Annotated in this window: 14 protein-coding genes; 7 read left to right on the top strand and 7 right to left on the bottom strand. The window is 61.7% G+C overall.

What is annotated here, in order from left to right; genetic code table 11:
* Window positions 1–198: 198 nt before the first annotated feature.
* Window positions 199–2,292: an LTA synthase family protein gene (locus tag CAF79_RS05270; RefSeq protein WP_085696957.1), complete on the top strand. Its 2,094-nt coding sequence runs from the start codon at window positions 199–201 to the stop codon at window positions 2,290–2,292.
* Between the two features lie 61 nt (window positions 2,293–2,353).
* Here CAF79_RS05270 and CAF79_RS05265 read toward each other — a convergent pair whose 3' ends face one another.
* Entirely contained in the window at window positions 2,354–2,512 is a 159-nt protein-coding gene (locus CAF79_RS05265; protein ID WP_169432680.1) for a DUF3309 family protein, read from the bottom strand.
* A 256-nt stretch (window positions 2,513–2,768) separates the two neighbouring features.
* Between CAF79_RS05265 and CAF79_RS05260 the strand changes: the two genes are divergently transcribed.
* The 3 genes from CAF79_RS05260 to csrA all read left to right on the top strand — a co-directional run bounded on the left by CAF79_RS05260 (window position 2,769) and on the right by csrA (window position 4,305).
* Window positions 2,769–3,584 carry an SDR family oxidoreductase gene (locus CAF79_RS05260; RefSeq protein ID WP_085696956.1) on the top strand — a complete coding sequence of 272 codons (816 nt, stop codon included), beginning with the start codon at window positions 2,769–2,771 and terminating at the stop codon, window positions 3,582–3,584.
* Window positions 3,585–3,648: 64 nt separating this feature from the next.
* Window positions 3,649–3,981 carry a YnfA family protein gene (locus CAF79_RS05255; protein ID WP_007950874.1) on the top strand — a complete coding sequence of 111 codons (333 nt, stop codon included), beginning with the start codon at window positions 3,649–3,651 and terminating at the stop codon, window positions 3,979–3,981.
* A 138-nt stretch (window positions 3,982–4,119) separates the two neighbouring features.
* Complete coding sequence (csrA, locus tag CAF79_RS05250) at window positions 4,120–4,305, top strand: carbon storage regulator CsrA (protein ID WP_007950875.1); 186 nt, start codon at window positions 4,120–4,122, stop codon at window positions 4,303–4,305.
* Window positions 4,306–4,311: 6 nt separating this feature from the next.
* Here csrA and CAF79_RS05245 read toward each other — a convergent pair whose 3' ends face one another.
* From CAF79_RS05245 to mnmC, 5 genes are all read right to left on the bottom strand, one after another.
* Window positions 4,312–4,539, bottom strand: coding sequence for a YheU family protein (locus CAF79_RS05245; protein WP_003192759.1), 228 nt, complete (start codon window positions 4,537–4,539; stop codon window positions 4,312–4,314).
* A 59-nt stretch (window positions 4,540–4,598) separates the two neighbouring features.
* A complete protein-coding gene (locus CAF79_RS05240) occupies window positions 4,599–5,789 on the bottom strand; it encodes an osmoprotectant NAGGN system M42 family peptidase (protein ID WP_085696955.1) in 1,191 nt (396 codons plus the stop codon).
* 61 nt (window positions 5,790–5,850) lie between these two features.
* Window positions 5,851–7,596, bottom strand: a complete 1,746-nt coding sequence (ngg, locus tag CAF79_RS05235; protein ID WP_085696954.1) for an N-acetylglutaminylglutamine synthetase — start codon at window positions 7,594–7,596, stop codon at window positions 5,851–5,853.
* Between the two features lie 3 nt (window positions 7,597–7,599).
* Complete coding sequence (locus tag CAF79_RS05230; protein ID WP_085696953.1) at window positions 7,600–9,372, bottom strand: N-acetylglutaminylglutamine amidotransferase; 1,773 nt, start codon at window positions 9,370–9,372, stop codon at window positions 7,600–7,602.
* A 166-nt stretch (window positions 9,373–9,538) separates the two neighbouring features.
* On the bottom strand, window positions 9,539–11,518 hold the full coding sequence (gene mnmC, locus CAF79_RS05225) for a bifunctional tRNA (5-methylaminomethyl-2-thiouridine)(34)-methyltransferase MnmD/FAD-dependent 5-carboxymethylaminomethyl-2-thiouridine(34) oxidoreductase MnmC (RefSeq protein WP_085696952.1): 1,980 nt from the start codon (window positions 11,516–11,518) through the stop codon (window positions 9,539–9,541).
* 173 nt (window positions 11,519–11,691) lie between these two features.
* Here mnmC and pap point away from each other — a divergent pair, with 173 nt between their 5' ends.
* Window positions 11,692–13,206, top strand: a complete 1,515-nt coding sequence (gene pap, locus CAF79_RS05220; protein WP_085696951.1) for a polyphosphate:AMP phosphotransferase — start codon at window positions 11,692–11,694, stop codon at window positions 13,204–13,206.
* A 102-nt stretch (window positions 13,207–13,308) separates the two neighbouring features.
* Entirely contained in the window at window positions 13,309–14,493 is a 1,185-nt protein-coding gene (locus CAF79_RS05215; protein ID WP_064383416.1) for a thiolase family protein, read from the top strand.
* 129 nt (window positions 14,494–14,622) lie between these two features.
* Here CAF79_RS05215 and CAF79_RS05210 read toward each other — a convergent pair whose 3' ends face one another.
* Window positions 14,623–14,817, bottom strand: coding sequence for a DUF6316 family protein (locus CAF79_RS05210; protein ID WP_085696950.1), 195 nt, complete (start codon window positions 14,815–14,817; stop codon window positions 14,623–14,625).
* Window positions 14,818–15,031: 214 nt separating this feature from the next.
* On the opposite strand from CAF79_RS05210, the gene CAF79_RS05205 reads away from it, so the two are divergent.
* Window positions 15,032–15,991 carry a DMT family transporter gene (locus CAF79_RS05205; protein WP_085696949.1) on the top strand — a complete coding sequence of 320 codons (960 nt, stop codon included), beginning with the start codon at window positions 15,032–15,034 and terminating at the stop codon, window positions 15,989–15,991.
* The last annotated feature ends 173 nt before the right edge of the window (window positions 15,992–16,164 follow it).

Below are 16,164 nucleotides of genomic sequence, written 5' to 3'. Positions count from 1 at the left end.
CCCGCGCTGTTTGCACCTGTCCCGATGCGCTGTGCCTTGAATGAAAGCGTCCGGCAGCGGGCACTAATCAATGGCAATGCCGCCGGTGATCGTGCAACATTTGCGCTCCGCGCAAGCCCCGGGGCCTGGAACGGCCAACAGAGGGCAGGGCGCAGCTGAATTTTTGCAACTTCAACTTCCAATGGGTCCTAAAACGACATGGCAAACCCGGACGCCCTGAGTCAGCAGCGATCTTCCAGTCGCCTGCTGCAACCGACCGTCAAATCGCATCTGGCCTACACGCTCCTGTGCGCGCTGGTCATGATGGTGATGTTTTCCGTGCTGCGCCTCGCGCTGCTGGTCTACAACCGCGAGATGATCCTCGACACCCCGGCCTCGACGTTCCTCGAAGCCTTCGCCAACGGCCTGCGCTTCGATATTCGCCTGGTGGTGTATGTCTGCATTCCGCTGGTGCTGGCGCTGTTCAGTGCCCGGGCCATGGCGGCGCGCGGGTTCTTCCGTCTGTGGCTGACTGTCGCTTCGAGCATCGCGCTGTTCCTCGGCCTGATGGAGATGGACTTCTATCGCGAGTTCCACCAGCGCCTCAACGGCCTGGTGTTCCAGTACGTGAAGGAAGATCCGAAAACCGTGATGAGCATGCTCTGGTACGGTTTCCCGGTGGTGCGCTACCTGTTGGCGTGGGTCGTGGGCACGTTGATCCTGACCCTGGCGTTCAAGGGCGCCGACCGTCTGACCCGCCCACGTGGCCCGTTCAGCGGTGGCAACGTCGGCACCCGTCAAGTGGCGCCTTGGTATGCGCGTCTGGCGGTGTTCGTGGTGTGCCTGCTGATCTGCGTGGTCGCCGCTCGCGGCACTCTGCGTCAAGGCCCGCCGCTGCGTTGGGGTGACGTGTACACCACCGATTCGAACTTCGCCAACCAGCTCGGCCTCAACGGCACGCTGTCGCTGATCGCGGCGGCCAAGGACCGGATGGGCGAGGATCGCGACAACATCTGGAAAGCTACGCTGCCGCAGGATCAGGCGCAGAAAGTCGTGCGCGAGATGCTGGTGATGCCGGACGACAAACTGGTAGATGCCGATATCGCCGCCGTGCGTCGTGAATACACGCCGCCTGCCGACAAGACCCTGCCGATCAAGAACGTCGTCGTGATCCTGATGGAAAGCATGGCCGGTCACTCGGTCGGTGCTCTGGGCGCGCCGGGCAACATCACGCCGTACCTCGACAAGCTGTCGAAGGAAGGCCTGCTGTTCGACCGCTTCTTCTCCAACGGCACCCATACCCACCAGGGCATGTTCGCCACCATGGCCTGCTTCCCGAACCTGCCGGGTTTCGAGTATCTGATGCAGACCCCGGAGGGCAGCCACAAACTGTCCGGCCTGCCGCAGTTGCTCAGCGCGCGCAACTATGACGATGTCTACGTCTACAACGGTGACTTTGCCTGGGACAACCAGTCCGGATTCTTCAGCAACCAGGGCATGACCAACTTCGTCGGCCGCAACGACTTCGTGAACCCGGTGTTCTCCGATCCGACCTGGGGCGTGTCCGACCAGGACATGTTCGACCGTGGTCTGGTGGAGCTCAAGGCGCGGGAAAACGGCAAGCCGTTCTACGCGCTGCTGCAGACCCTGTCCAACCACACGCCGTATGCCTTGCCGACGCCGTTGCCGGTCGAGCGCGTCACCGATCGTGGCCCGCTCAACGAGCACCTGACCGCCATGCGTTACGCTGACTGGGCGCTGGGCCAGTTCTTCGAGAAGGCCCGCAAGGAGCCGTACTTCAAGGAAACCCTGTTCGTCATCGTCGGCGACCACGGTTTTGGCAACGAGCGTCAGATCACCGAAATGGACCTGGGCCGCTTCAACGTGCCGATGCTGATGATCGCACCGGGCATCCAGGAGAAATTCGGTACCCGCGACCACACTGTGGGCACCCAGATCGACATCGTGCCGACCATCATGGGTCGCCTCGGCGGCGAAGTGCGCCATCAGTGCTGGGGCCGCGATCTGCTGAACCTGCCGCAGGGTGACACCGGTTTCGGTGTGATCAAGCCGTCGGGCAGCGAGCAGACCACCGCCATTGTCACCGCCGACCAGATCCTGGTGCTGCCGAAAGAGAAGGAAATGGCACCGAAGATCTATCAGTACCAACTGGGCGCCAATCCTTCTGCCGAAATCATTCCGGACGCCCCGCGCACCGCCGAGCTGAAGCTCAAGCTCGAAGCGTTCCTGCAGACGGCTACCAAGAGCCTGCTCGACAATACCGCCGGTGTGATTAACGGCAAGCCGGACTGATCATTCGGCGCAATAAAAAAGAGGCCCTTTTGAAGGGCCTCTTTTTTTGTCGGTCAAACAGTCATATCCGACCGAGTAACAACAGCACCAACAGTACTACCAGCACCACACCGATAATGCCCGAAGGGCCATAACCCCAACTTCTGGAGTGCGGGAAGACCGGCAGACCACCGATCAGCAACAGGATCAGGATGATGATTAGAATTGTGCCCATGTCTATTTCCTTGTTGATAGCGTCTGTGAAGTCTTGGTGTTCAAGGGCGGCTGGAAGTTGAACTAATTCCAGACGGCTTACAAATTCCGACTGGTGCGCATGAAAGAAAATTCAATGTTTTTTTAAGGTATTTGGCTCGCGTGCTTATTTCGTTTGTTGTCGCGGTTTGCCCTCGCCATTCAGCAATCTGATGGAGCGTGGGTCGCTGATGATCCTTCGCTACACTCCGCGCATCTTCCCCGGAACAACAAGGCTGTCTGCTATGCAAAATCGCATGATGATCACTGGCGCGGGCTCAGGCCTGGGTCGCGAAATCGCGCTGCGCTGGGCGCGTGAAGGCTGGCAACTGGCCTTGTCCGACGTCAGCGAGCCCGGTTTGCAAGAGACCCTGAAACTCGTTCGCGAGGCTGGCGGCGATGGCTTCATCCAGCGCTGCGACGTGCGTGATTACAGCCAGCTCACCGCATTCGCCCAGGCCTGCGAAGTGAAACTTGGCGGCATCGACATCATCGTCAACAACGCCGGGGTGGCCTCGGGCGGTTTCTTCAGCGAGCTGTCGCTGGAGGACTGGGACTGGCAGATCGCGATCAACCTGATGGGCGTGGTCAAGGGCTGCAAGGCGTTCCTGCCGTTGCTGGAGCAGAGCAAGGGCAAGATCATCAACATTGCCTCGATGGCCGCGCTCATGCAGGGCCCGGCGATGAGCAATTACAACGTAGCCAAGGCCGGTGTGGTGGCGCTGTCGGAAAGTCTGTTGATCGAACTGGCTCAACAGGAAGTCGGGGTTCATGTGGTCTGCCCGTCGTTCTTCCAGACCAACCTGCTGGATTCTTTCCGTGGCCCGACGCCGGCGATGAAAGCCCAGGTCGGCAAGTTGCTGGAAAGTTCGCCGATCACCGCCAGCGATATTGCCGACTACATCTACAAACAAGTCGCGGCCGGTGAGTTCATGATCCTGCCCCACGAACAAGGACGCATGGCCTGGGCGCTCAAGCAGAAGAATCCGCAATTGCTTTACAACGAAATGACCGCGATGGCTGAAAAGATGCGTGCCAAGGCCAGACAGAACAACGGCTGAACTTGCCCCGCGTTCGCCGCATCGTTAGGGTGGCCGCAACAGTCACCCCGACGAGATGTTTTGCATGCTCAACTACCTGTGGTTTTTCCTCGCCGCGCTGTTCGAAATCGCCGGTTGTTTCGCGTTCTGGATGTGGTTGCGCCAGGGCAAGAGCGCCCTGTGGGTGATCCCGGCGCTGATCAGCCTCACCCTGTTCGCGCTGCTGTTGACGCGCGTCGAAGCGACCTACGCCGGTCGCGCCTATGCCGCATACGGTGGCATCTACATCATTGCTTCGATTGGCTGGCTGGCGGTGGTCGAACGCATCCGCCCGCTGGGTTCGGACTGGATCGGAGTGGCGTTGTGTGTGATCGGGGCGAGTGTGATTCTGTTCGGGCCGAGGTTTTCCGCGAGCTGAATCTCGCAGGCCTGAAGGAAACGTCTGAAGGCTTGCGCGCCTTGGCGCGTAGGGAATGACTGAATTGCCCGGCGTGCATTGTAGGGCGGGCGAAACCCGCGCATCTTCAAGGCTCGCAAACCTTGAAGGACACCTCCCATGCTTGTACTCAGCCGTGTTGTCGGTGAACTGATTTCCATCGGCGACAACATCACTCTGCGCGTTCTGGCGGTCAACGGCTCCAGTGTGCGGTTCGGCGTCGAAGCGCCGGAGCAGGTCGGCGTGCATCGCGCCGAGGTCTACGAACGGATCCAGCGCAAACAGGCCAGCGGCAAGGGCCGCTGACCGTTTTCAGTCGAACAGGTGCTTGGGCACGTCGTGCTTGAGCATCAATTGGCATTGCTCGCTTTCCGGATCGAAGACAATCAGCGCCTGACCTTTGGTCAGTGCCTGGCGAACCCGCAGCACGCGGGTTTCCAGCGGCGTGTCGTCACCGTTGTCGGTACCGTCACGGGTGACGAAATCCTCGATCAGGCGGGTGAGGGTGTCGACTTCTAGCGCGTCGTAGGGAATCAGCATGGGCACCTCGGCTAAATCAATGTCGGGATGCTACGGCGAATGACCGCCGAGGGCCAGACTCAACTTTCCGAGCGTTGCCCCACCAGGCTGTCCACCGACGGCACACGGGTGTCGCTCTCCATCTGCGTTTCGTGTTCGATCTGATGACTGAATCGGTCCAGTGAAGCATTGGCCGGTTGTGCATCGCTGGCGAACACCGGCGGGCTCAGAATGTAGGCCCCGAGCAAGCGACTGAGTGCCGCGAGGCTGTCGATGTGCGTACGTTCGTAGCCGTGGGTCGCGTCGCAGCCGAAGGCGAGCAGGGCGGTGCGGATGTCGTGACCGGCAGTGACGGCCGAATGGGCGTCGCTGAAGTAATAGCGGAACAGGTCGCGGCGCACCGGCAACTCGTGTTCACCCGCCAGTCGCAACAGGTGCCGCGACAGGTGATAGTCGTACGGGCCGCCGGAATCCTGCATGGCCACGCTCACGGCATGTTCGCTGGAGTGCTGGCCCGGTGCGACCGGGGCGATGTCGATGCCGACGAATTCGCTGACGTCCCACGGCAACGCTGCCGCCGCGCCGCTGCCGGTTTCCTCGGTGATGGTGAACAGCGGATGACAGTCGATCATCAACTCCTGGCCGCTGTCGACGATGGCTTTCAGCGCGGCCAGCAGCGCGGCGACACCGGCCTTGTCGTCCAGATGGCGGGCACTGATGTGGCCGCTTTCGGTGAACTCGGGCAAAGGATCGAAGGCCACCACATCGCCAACACTGATGCCCAGCGAATCGCAATCGGCGCGGGTCGCGCAGTAGGCGTCCAGACGCAGCTCGACGTGATCCCAACTGATCGGCATCTCGTCCACGGCAGTGTTGAAGGCATGCCCGGAAGCCATCAATGGCAACACGCTGCCGCGAATCACGCCGTTGTCGGTGAACAGGCTGACGCGACTGCCCTCGGCAAACCGGCTCGACCAGCAACCCACCGGGGCCAGGGTCAGACGCCCATTGTCTTTCACCGCGCGCACGGCGGCGCCGATGGTGTCGAGGTGCGCCGACACTGCGCGATCGGGGCTGTTTTTCTTGCCTTTGAGGGTGGCGCGGATCGTGCCGCGACGGGTCATTTCGAAGGGAATGCCAAGTTCTTCGAGACGCTCGGCGACGTAGCGCACGATGGTGTCGGTGAACCCGGTGGGGCTGGGAATGGCGAGCATTTCCAGCAGGACTTTCTGCAGGTAGTTCAGGTCCGGTTCGGGAATTTGGGTGGTCATGGAAACTCCTGTTGCGGGGCGTCATTCGCGCGTTGAACGCGGGAATGACGCCGAAGAGAAATCAAACGGCCGGCTGACTGTGCGGAAACAACAGATCGACAAACCGCTCGGCCGTCGGTTGCGGTTCATGGTTGGCAAGACCCGCCCGCTCGTTGGCTTCGATGAACACGTACGCCGGTTGATCCGCCGCTGGCACCATCAGGTCGAGCCCGACCATCGGGATCTCCAGCGCCCTGGCCGCGCGCACGGCAGCGTCGGCCAGAGTCGGGTGCAGAATCGCCGTGACGTCTTCCAGCGTGCCGCCGGTGTGCAGGTTCGCCGTGCGTCGCACGAACAGATGCTCACCGGCCGGCAGGATGCTGTTGTAGTCATAACCGGCCGCGTGCAGGGTGCGCTGGGTTTCGTGATCCAGCGGGATTTTGCTTTCGCCGCTGGTCGCCGCTTGCCGTCGCCGGCTCTGGGCTTCGATCAGCGCGCCGATGGAATGATGACCGTCGCCGACCACTTCTGCCGGCCGCCGGATTGCCGCTGCAACCACCTCGAAACCGATCACCAGAATCCGCAGGTCCAGGCCTTCGTGGAAGCTTTCGAGCAGTACGCGAGTGTCGAACTGCCTGGCGGCTTCGATGGCCTGCTGCACGTCCTCGATGGTCTGCAGATCCACCGCCACGCCCTGGCCCTGTTCGCCATCCAGCGGTTTGACGACTACTCGCTGGTATTCGTCGAGAAACGCCAGATTGTCGTCCGCGTTCCCCGCCAATTGCTGCGACGGCACATTCAGTCCGGCAGCTTTCAACACCTTGTGGGTCAGGCTCTTGTCCTGACACAGGTTCATGCTGATGGCGCTGGTCAGGTCGCTCAGGGATTCGCGGCAACGCACCCGGCGCCCGCCGTGGCTGAGGGTGAACAGCCCGGCGTCGGCGTCGTCCACCTGCACATCGATGCCGCGCCGATGGGCTTCCTCGACGATGATCCGCGCATAAGGGTTGAACTGTGCCTCCGGCCCCGGCCCGAGGAACAGCGGCTGATTGATGCCGTTCTTGCGCTTGATGGCGAAGGTCGGCAGGTTGCGAAAACCGAGCTTGGCGTAGAGATTTTTCGCCAGACGGTTGTCATGCAGCACCGACAGATCGAGGTAGCTCAGGCCGCGGCTCATGAAATGCTCGATCAGATGGCGCACCAGCACTTCGCCGACACCGGGACGCGAGCACTGTGGATCGACTGCCAGGCACCAGAGACTGCTGCCGCTTTCCGGGTCGTTGTAAGCCTTCTGGTGATTGAGGCCCATGACGCTGCCGATTACCGCGCCGCTGTCGTCGTCTTCCGCCAGCCAGTACACCGGGCCGCCCTGATGGTGCGGGGTGAGCAGGGTGGGATCGATCGGCAACATGCCGCGTGCCTGATACAGCTGATTGATCGCCTGCCAGTCCGCGTCACTTTGCGCACGACGAATGCGAAAGCCACGAAATACCCGGGTTGCCTGACGATAATCGCTGAACCACAACCGCAGGGTGTCGGACGGGTCGAGAAACAGTTGGGTCGGTTCCAGGCCGAGAATCTGCTGCGGCGCGGCGACGTACAACGCGATGTCGCGCTCGCCGGTCTGCTCGTTCAGCAGTTCCCGGGCAAGGCTCGCCGGATCGGGAAAGGTGTGGCCGATCAGCAATCGGCCCCAGCCGCAGTGCACTGCAATCGGTTCGGCGGCCGGCTCGCTGCCGTCCTCGGCCAGTCGCGCCTGCAAGCGCTCGTAGGACGGCGTCTGACCGCGCAGCAGCCGTTGGCTGTAAGCCGTGGCGTGAGGTTTCATCGATCAGATTCCTTGTTCGCTGAGCCACAGGTTCAGGGCCGCCAGTTGCCACAGCTTGGAGCCGCGCAGCGGGGTCAACTGACCTTGTGGATCGGTCAGCAATTTGTCGAGCATGGCCGGGTTGAACAGGCCGCGATCCTGGCTCGGATCGAGCAGCAGTTCGCGTACCCAGTTCAGGGTATCGCCCTGCAAATGCTTGAGACCCGGCACCGGGAAGTAACCCTTTTTGCGGTCGATCACTTCACTCGGAATTACCCGTCGCGCGGCTTCTTTCAACACCTGCTTGCCGCCGTCCGGCAGTTTGAATTTGCCGGGAATACGGGCCGACAACTCCACCAGGCGATAGTCGAGAAACGGCGTGCGCGCCTCCAGGCCCCAGGCCATGGTCATGTTGTCGACCCGTTTGACCGGGTCGTCCACCAGCATCACAGTGCTGTCCAGGCGCAGAGCCTTGTCGACTGCTGCATTGGCGCCGGGCTGTGCGAAATGTTCCTTCACGAAGTCGCCAGCGGCGTCATTGGCGGTCAGCCATTTCGGCTGCACCGTGGCGGCGTAATCGTCGTAGCTGCGATCGAAAAACGCCTCACGATAGGCCGCATACGGATCGGCCGCGCCGTCCACCTGTGGATACCAGTGATAACCGGCGAACAGTTCGTCGGCGCCCTGGCCGCTCTGTACCACTTTGCAGTGCTTGGCCACTTCGCGGGACAGCAGATAGAAGGCGATGCAATCGTGGCTGACCATCGGCTCGCTCATGGCGCGGAACGCGGCGGGCAGTTGCTCGATGATCTCTTTTTCATCGATGCGCAATTGATGGTGCCGGGTGCCGTAGTGCCTGGCGATGAGATCGGAATACTGGAATTCGTCACCGCGCTCGCCGCCGGCATCCTGGAAACCGATGGAAAAGGTCGACAGGTTTTCCACGCCGACTTCACGAAGCAAACCGACGAGCATGCTGGAATCGACGCCGCCGGAAAGCAGCACACCCACATCCACTGCCGCTCGTTGGCGGATCGCCACGGCTTCGCGGGTGCTGTCGAGCACGCGGTCGCGCCAGTCTTCGAGGGTCAGATTTTTCTCGTCGTCGCGTGGGCCGTAGGGCAGGGTCCACCAGGTTTTCTGCTCGGTGGTGCCATCCGCTTCGATGCGCATCCAGCTCGCTGGCGGCAGCTTTTCGATGCCGGCCAGCAAGGTGCGCGGCGCGGGCACCACGGCGTGGAAATTCAGGTAATGATTGAGCGCCACCGGATCGAGGATCGGGTTGATGTCGCCGCCCTTGAGCAGTGCCGGCAGGGCTGACGCAAAACGCAGGCGCTGGCGGGTGCGCGACAGGTACAGCGGCTTCACACCGAGACGGTCGCGGGCGATGAACAAGCGCTGGGCGTCACGCTCCCAGATGGCGAAGGCGAACATGCCGTTGAGTTTCGGCAGCAGCGCTTCGCCCCAGGCGTGATACCCCTTGAGCAGCACTTCGGTGTCGCCGCCGGAATAGAACGCGTAACCGAGCGCTTCGAGTTCGGCGCGCAGTTCCGGGAAGTTGTAGATCGCGCCGTTGAAGGCCAGGGACAGGCCCAGTTGGCTGTCGATCATCGGCTGCGCCGAGCCGTCCGACAGGTCCATGATTTTCAGGCGTCGATGGCCCAGGGCAATCGGTCCCTGGGCATGGAAGCCCCACGCATCGGGGCCGCGAGGGGCCAGGTGATGGGTGATTCGCTCGATGGCTGCAAGGTCTGCAGGTTGTTGATCAAAACGTAACTCGCCAGCTAATCCGCACATAAAGTCCTTACCGGTTTTTCCGTTGGGGAGGGTGTTGCTGAACCGCGCCGAAATGGCCGGTACCCTGAAACTGACCCGGCACGCATGTGGGAGTTTTAGAACGATCGGTTATAAGCGTGTCGACCTTACCGGTCGCATTGTGTCCGCTGACTGATTGAGCCCGGGTTCATTTGCCACGAATCAGACGGCGCAGGGCAAACCGGTTGGGATGACAGGCTTCGGCCACACTGCGCGGCAGCGGCAGCGGTTCGTTATCGAGCCACGCGGCCAGCAACTCGCCAGACAGTGGTGCGGTGATCAATCCGCGTGAACCATGACCGCTGTTGACGTACAGACCGTCCAGCCATGGGCAGGGAACGTCCGGCACTTGCCGGGCATCCTTGCTCAAGGCGCGATACGCGTCGGTGAAGGCTTCGTGATCGGCGAGCGGGCCGACAATCGGCAGGTAGTCGGGACTGGTGCAACGGAAGGCGGCGCGACCCTCGAGGCGGTCGGCGTCGGGTTCGCTGATGTGCAGGCGTGCGACCAGATCCGTGGAGATTTCTTCGAGCATCGCCAGATTGCCCAGGTGTTCGGCGGTGGTCGGGGTCAGGTCGTCGTTGTTGAAATCGAAACTGGCGCCGAGGGTGTGCTCGCCCAAGCGTGCCGGTGCGACATAACCCTCGGCGCACACTACGGTGGCCAGTGCCTGACTTCGTGTGGTCTGCGCCAGTCGGGTGATTTGTCCGCGAATGCGTTTGAGGGGCAGGTCGGCACTCTGGGGGAAACGCTTGATCTCGGCGGCACCCGCCAACACCACGACGGGTGCTGTTGCGATCAATCGATCACCGTCGAAGGCCTGCCACTGGCCGTCAACCTTGCGCAGTTCCACGGCTTCCTGATGGGTGAGCAGCGTGACGCCCGGTTGTGCGGATTGCGCCTGACACAACGCGGGCGGATGCACCCAGCCGCCCTCGGGATAGTACAAACCGCCATGGGCCAGACCGACCCCGGCACGGGCCTGCGCCTCGGGTTGATCGAGCCACTGCAGAAGGTCTTCGGGAAACGCCGCCGCCAGTTGCCCCTGACGCTCGCGTTCCTTTTCATTGAACGCCAGTTGCAGCACGCCGCAGTCGTCCCAGTCGGTACCCCGTTGCAGGGTTTCCAGCAGGCGCCGGGTGTAGCCGAAACCGCTGACGATCAACTGCGACAGTGCGGTGCCGTGGGCGGACAGTTTCAGGTACAGCACGCCTTGAGGATTGCCCGAGGCTTCCCGGGCCACGGCGTCATGTCGCTCCAGCAGACTGACCTGCCAGCCCCGCGCCGCGAGGCTGGCCGCCGTGGCGCAACCGGCCAGACCGGCGCCGATCACCAGAGCGCGACGCTCACTGCTCAACTGAATCGGGCGGGCAAACCATGGTTTGGTCGCGGCGGGTAAAGGCACATTCTCGGGCCAGCCAAGAAACTCGCCGCGCAGGATTTCCCACTTGTGGCCGATGCCCGGCGTGCGCTTCATTTTGAAGCCGGCAGCGTTGAGCAGGCGCCGCACCCAGCCGGTACTGGTGAAGGTGCTGATGGTCGAGTCGGGCGCCGCCAGTCGCGCCAGTTCGGCGAACAGTTCGGCGGTCCACATCTCCGGGTTTTTCGCCGGGGCGAAACCGTCGAGAAACCAGGCGTCGATCTGGCCGTCCAGTTGCGGCAACTGTTCCAGCGCATCGCCGATCAGCAGCGTCAGGGTCACGCGACCGTTATCCAGAACAATACGCTGGAAGCCTTGATGGATTGCCACGTAATGCTTGAGCAGTTGATCGGACAGCGGCTTGAGATCCGGCCACAACGCCAACGCCCGCTGCAGGTCGGCAGGGCTCAGCGGGTACTTTTCCACGCTGACGAAATGCAGCCGCGCACCGGCCACCGCATGCTGTTCGAACAACTGCCAGGCGCAGAGAAAATTCAGCCCGGTGCCGAAGCCGGTTTCACCAATCACCAGACGCCCACCCGCCGGCAGCGCGGCAAAACGCTCGGCCAGACGGTTTTGTTCGAGGAACACGTAGCGGGTTTCATCCAGCCCCGACTGGTCGGAAAAATACACATCGTCGAACACTCGCGAACGCGGGCGTCCCTGGTCATCCCAGTCGATTTGGGCGTGGGGCATTACAGGTTTCATGGCAGGCTCGGCAACGACAAGGCGGCCATTCTAGCCGATCACGCAGGCGGCGCTTGATCCATGGCAAGCCTGGCTGACGATCACTCGAGGACAATCCGCCGCCGACGGGAATTTCTGTGCCGCGCCAGAGCCCAATCCGCTAGTCTTGCTGAATCCTGGAAGGAGCCGTCCCTATGTTCGAATCCGCTGAAATCGGTCACGCCATCGACAAAGACACCTACGAAGCCGCCGTGCCCGCTCTGCGTGAAGCGTTGCTGGAAGCCCAGTTCGAGTTGCAGCAGCAGAAGCGTTTTCCGGTGATCATTTTGATTAACGGCATCGAAGGCGCCGGCAAGGGCGAGACGGTGAAATTGCTCAACGAGTGGATGGATCCGCGTCTGATCGAAGTGCGCACTTTCGACCAGCAGACCGATGAAGAGCTGGCGCGGCCACCGGCCTGGCGTTACTGGCGGATGCTGCCGGCCAAGGGGCGGATGGGGGTTTTCTTTGGCAACTGGTACAGCCAGATGCTGCAGGGCAGGGTCCACGGCTTGTTCAAGGATCCGCGACTGGATCAGGCCATCGCCGGGGCCGAACGCCTGGAAAAGATGCTGTGCGACGAAGGTGCGCTGATCTTCAAGTTCTGGTTCCACCTCTCCAAGAAGCAAATGAAGGCGCGGCTCAAGGCGTTGGCCGACGACCCGCTGCACAGCTGGCGGATCAGCCCGCTGGACTGGCAGCAATCGCAGACCTACGACAAGTTCGTCAAATACGGCGAACGTGTGTTGCGCCGAACCAGCCGCGACTATGCGCCGTGGCATGTCATCGAAGGGGTGGACGCCAACTACCGCAGTCTGACCGTTGGCAAGATTTTGCTTGAAGGCCTGCAAAACGCGTTGAAGCGCCCCGACGTGCATTCGAGTGCGGTCAGTGCCCAACCGCTGGGCACGTCGGTGGATCAGTTGAATCTGCTCGACAGCCTCAACCTGGATCAGCGTCTGGAAAAGAAAGATTACGAAGAACAATTGATCACCGAACAGGCGAGGCTGTCCGGCCTGATGCGCGACAAACGCATGCGCCGCCATGCACTGGTGGCGGTTTTCGAAGGCAACGATGCGGCGGGCAAGGGCGGGGCGATCCGTCGGGTGGCGGCGGCGCTCGATCCGCGTCAGTACAACATCGTGCCGATTGCCGCGCCGACCGAGGAGGAGCGGGCACAGCCTTACCTGTGGCGTTTCTGGCGACACATCCCGGCCCGGGGCAAGTTCACCGTGTTCGACCGCTCGTGGTACGGCCGGGTGCTGGTAGAGCGGATCGAAGGTTTTTGCAGCACCGCCGACTGGATGCGTGCCTACGGCGAAATCAACGACTTCGAAGAGCAGCTCGCCGATGCCGGGGTGATCGTGGTCAAGTTCTGGCTGGCCATCGACAAGAACACGCAGATTGAGCGCTTCCAGGCGCGTGAAGAAATCCCCTTCAAGCGCTTCAAGATCACCGAAGACGACTGGCGCAACCGCGACAAGTGGGACGCCTATCGTGCCGCGGTGGGCGACATGGTCGACCGCACCAGCACCGAAATCTCCCCCTGGACCCTGGTCGAGGCCAACGACAAGCGCTGGGCCCGGGTCAAGGTCTTGCGCACGATCAACCGTGCGCTGGAAGAAGCTTTCGAGAAGTCCGACAAACGAGCCAGGAAACACAAGGACTGAGCCGATGGGCTCGCATACGCGAGGTGAATGATTGTCGCGGTCGGCGATTGAGTGGACATATGCTCGGTCCACTCTCAACTGACTGCAACAATGAGGTATGCCATGCGTGAAGTGGTGATCGTCGACAGCGTACGGACCGGCCTGGCCAAGTCCTTTCGCGGCAAGTTCAACCAGACCCGTCCCGATGACATGGCGGCCCATTGCGTCAATGCGTTGCTCTCGCGCAACGACATCGACCCGGCCAGCGTCGAGGATTGCATCGTCGGCGCCGGCTCCAACGAAGGCGCCCAGGGCTACAACATCGGTCGTAACGTGGCGGTGCTCTCGCAATTGGGCACTGGCACGGCGGGCATGACCCTCAACCGTTTCTGTTCGTCGGGTTTGCAGGCGATTGCGATTGCCGCCAACCAGATTGCATCGGGTTGCAGCGACATCATCGTCGCCGGCGGCGTCGAATCGATCAGCCTGACCCTGAAAAGCGTCAACACTGATCACCTGATCAACCCGTTGCTCAAGCAGCAGACGCCAGGTATCTACTACACCATGGGCCAGACCGCCGAAGTGGTGGCGCGCCGTTATGGCGTGAGTCGCGAGGCGCAGGATCGTTACTCGCTGCAAAGTCAGATCCGTACTGCTCAGGCGCAGGCCGCCGGCCTGTTCAACGATGAAATCGTGCCGATGGCGGTGAAGTACCGCGTTGAAGACAAGAACAGCGGTGAAGTGCAGATCCTCGACGGCATCGTTGATCGCGATGACTGCAACCGTCCGGATACCACTTATGAAAGCCTCGCCGGATTGAAACCGGTATTCGCCGAGGACGGTTCGGTGACCGCCGGCAACTCGTCGCAGTTGTCCGATGGCGCCTCGATGACGCTGGTGATGAGCCTGGAAAAAGCCCTGCAACTGGGGCTCAAGCCGAAAGCGTTTTTCCGCGGGTTTACCGTGGCCGGGTGCGAGCCGGACGAAATGGGCATCGGCCCGGTGTTCTCGGTGCCGAAACTGCTCAAGGCCAAAGGCTTGCAGGTGGCGGACATCGATCTGTGGGAATTGAACGAAGCGTTCGCCTCGCAGTGCCTGTACGCCCGTGACCGACTGGAAATCGACAACGAGAAATACAACGTCAACGGCGGCTCGATTTCCATCGGTCACCCGTTCGGCATGACCGGGTCGCGGCAGGTCGGGCATCTGGTGCGCGAGTTGCAGCGACGCAATCTGCGCTACGGGATCGTGACCATGTGCGTGGGCGGCGGGATGGGCGCGACCGGATTGTTTGAGGCCGTGCGTTAAGTCCGGGAATTTGTTTTGCTCTCTCGATGGCTTTCGCGAGCAAGCTCGCTCCCACAGTTGACCCTATTCTTATTGAAGGAATGTGATCGAATGCGGGAGCGAGCTTGCTCGCGAATGGGGCGACCGGATCTACCTGCCGGAATCCAGCAACTGCATCCGCGCGATGTAGGCCTTTATCTGCTGCTCGGCTTTCTCGGGGCTGTCGAACGGCCCTTCGAGGGTGTTTTCCCGGGTGCTGAAATACAGCTCGCCATTGACCCGGCATATGCGGTCGCTGCGAAAGTGCATGGCGGGGGCGGTGTCCTGGGCGCGCATGCCTAACATGACGGCGTCTCCTTGGTGAGTGTTGTCCCGGGCTGGATCCAAGGAGCTTATGCCTGAACCACTTACCTTGCCCGGTCAGCCGATCAACGGCCCTTCGTCAATTTTCTGCTGCGACCTGCACAGTTTCATTTGCGGCTTGAGCGCAACTGTCCCTGTGTCGGGCGGATCTGTGCGCCTAGAATGAGCGCTCCTGTCTCTGGCGCTTGGGGTTCTCATGCACGTTTCATCGGGTCGTTGGGTGTACGGCATGTTCCTGGCGCTGTTGACGGCGTTTCTGTGGGGAATCCTGCCGATCAAGCTCAAGCAGGTGCTGATGGTGATGGATCCGGTCACGGTGACCTGGTTTCGTCTGCTGGTGTCCGGCGGCTGTCTGTTCATTTATCTGGCGGCGACCAAACGGCTGCCGAGTCGCAAGGTGCTCGGGCCGAAGGGCGGCTGGCTGGTACTGATGGCCGTGCTCGGGCTGGTGGGCAACTACGTGCTGTACCTGATGGGCCTGAACCTGCTCAGCCCCGGCACTGCGCAACTGGTGGTGCAGATGGGGCCGATCATGTTGCTGATCGCCAGCCTGTTCGTGTTCAAGGAGCGCTTCAGCATCGGCCAGGGCATTGGCCTGGTGGTGCTGCTGATCGGTTTTGCGCTGTTCTTCAATCAGCGTCTGGCGGAATTGCTCACCTCTTTATCTGATTACACCGCCGGCGTGTTGCTGGTGCTGTTGGCCTCGACCGTCTGGACCTTTTACGCGTTGGGGCAGAAGCAATTGTTGACGGTGTGGAATTCGTTGCAGGTGATGATGGTGATCTACCTGTTCTGCGCCATGTTGCTGACGCCTTGGGTGCATCCGCTCGAAGCACTGTCGCTGAGCCCGTTGCAGGGCTGGCTGCTGCTGGCGTGCTGCATGAACACCCTGATCGCCTACGGCGCATTTGCCGAGGCACTGGCGCATTGGGAAGCCTCACGGGTCAGTGCGACGCTCGCGATCACGCCGCTGGTGACGTTCGGCGCAGTAGCGGTGGCGGCCGGGGTGTGGCCCGAGTATGTGCATGCCGAGCAAATCAATCTGCTGGGGTATGGCGGGGCGGTGCTGGTGGTGCTGGGGTCGGCGCTGGTGGCGCTCGGGCCTTCGCTGATTGCCGGGCTCAAGGCCCGGCGGATGAAGATGGCCGCCAGCTAAACCGCGTCAACCTCATTCGCGAGCAAGCTCGCTCCCACATTCAACCGCATTCCTGACAGTGGAATGCGGTCAACTGTGGGAGATTCTATGGTTTAGGGGAAACCCTCAACTTGCTTTCGGCTGGTATTCGCTCTGCCCCTTTAGTAGTGCGAATACGACCCGAGCAAGTTTAC

The sequence above is a fragment of the Pseudomonas sp. B26(2017) genome (genome assembly GCF_002113045.1).
Classification (GTDB): domain Bacteria; phylum Pseudomonadota; class Gammaproteobacteria; order Pseudomonadales; family Pseudomonadaceae; genus Aquipseudomonas.
The sequence above is the reverse complement of the archived record's forward strand: the minus strand, read 5'-3'. Positions and strand labels throughout refer to the sequence as shown.

Bases quoted from the DNA above. Each gene is read 5' to 3' on its own strand.
- CAF79_RS05270 (WP_085696957.1), top strand. From the start codon at position 199: ATGGCAAACCCGGACGCCCTGAGTCAGCAGCGATCTTCCAGTCGCCTG.
- CAF79_RS05260 (WP_085696956.1), top strand. From the start codon at position 2,769: ATGCAAAATCGCATGATGATCACTGGCGCGGGCTCAGGCCTGGGTCGC.
- CAF79_RS05255 (WP_007950874.1), top strand. From the start codon at position 3,649: ATGCTCAACTACCTGTGGTTTTTCCTCGCCGCGCTGTTCGAAATCGCC.
- csrA (WP_007950875.1), top strand. From the start codon at position 4,120: ATGCTTGTACTCAGCCGTGTTGTCGGTGAACTGATTTCCATCGGCGAC.
- CAF79_RS05245 (WP_003192759.1), bottom strand. From the start codon at position 4,539: ATGCTGATTCCCTACGACGCGCTAGAAGTCGACACCCTCACCCGCCTG.
- CAF79_RS05240 (WP_085696955.1), bottom strand. From the start codon at position 5,789: ATGACCACCCAAATTCCCGAACCGGACCTGAACTACCTGCAGAAAGTC.
- ngg (WP_085696954.1), bottom strand. From the start codon at position 7,596: ATGAAACCTCACGCCACGGCTTACAGCCAACGGCTGCTGCGCGGTCAG.
- CAF79_RS05230 (WP_085696953.1), bottom strand. From the start codon at position 9,372: ATGTGCGGATTAGCTGGCGAGTTACGTTTTGATCAACAACCTGCAGAC.
- mnmC (WP_085696952.1), bottom strand. From the start codon at position 11,518: ATGAAACCTGTAATGCCCCACGCCCAAATCGACTGGGATGACCAGGGA.
- pap (WP_085696951.1), top strand. From the start codon at position 11,692: ATGTTCGAATCCGCTGAAATCGGTCACGCCATCGACAAAGACACCTAC.
- CAF79_RS05215 (WP_064383416.1), top strand. From the start codon at position 13,309: ATGCGTGAAGTGGTGATCGTCGACAGCGTACGGACCGGCCTGGCCAAG.
- CAF79_RS05210 (WP_085696950.1), bottom strand. From the start codon at position 14,817: ATGTTAGGCATGCGCGCCCAGGACACCGCCCCCGCCATGCACTTTCGC.
- CAF79_RS05205 (WP_085696949.1), top strand. From the start codon at position 15,032: ATGCACGTTTCATCGGGTCGTTGGGTGTACGGCATGTTCCTGGCGCTG.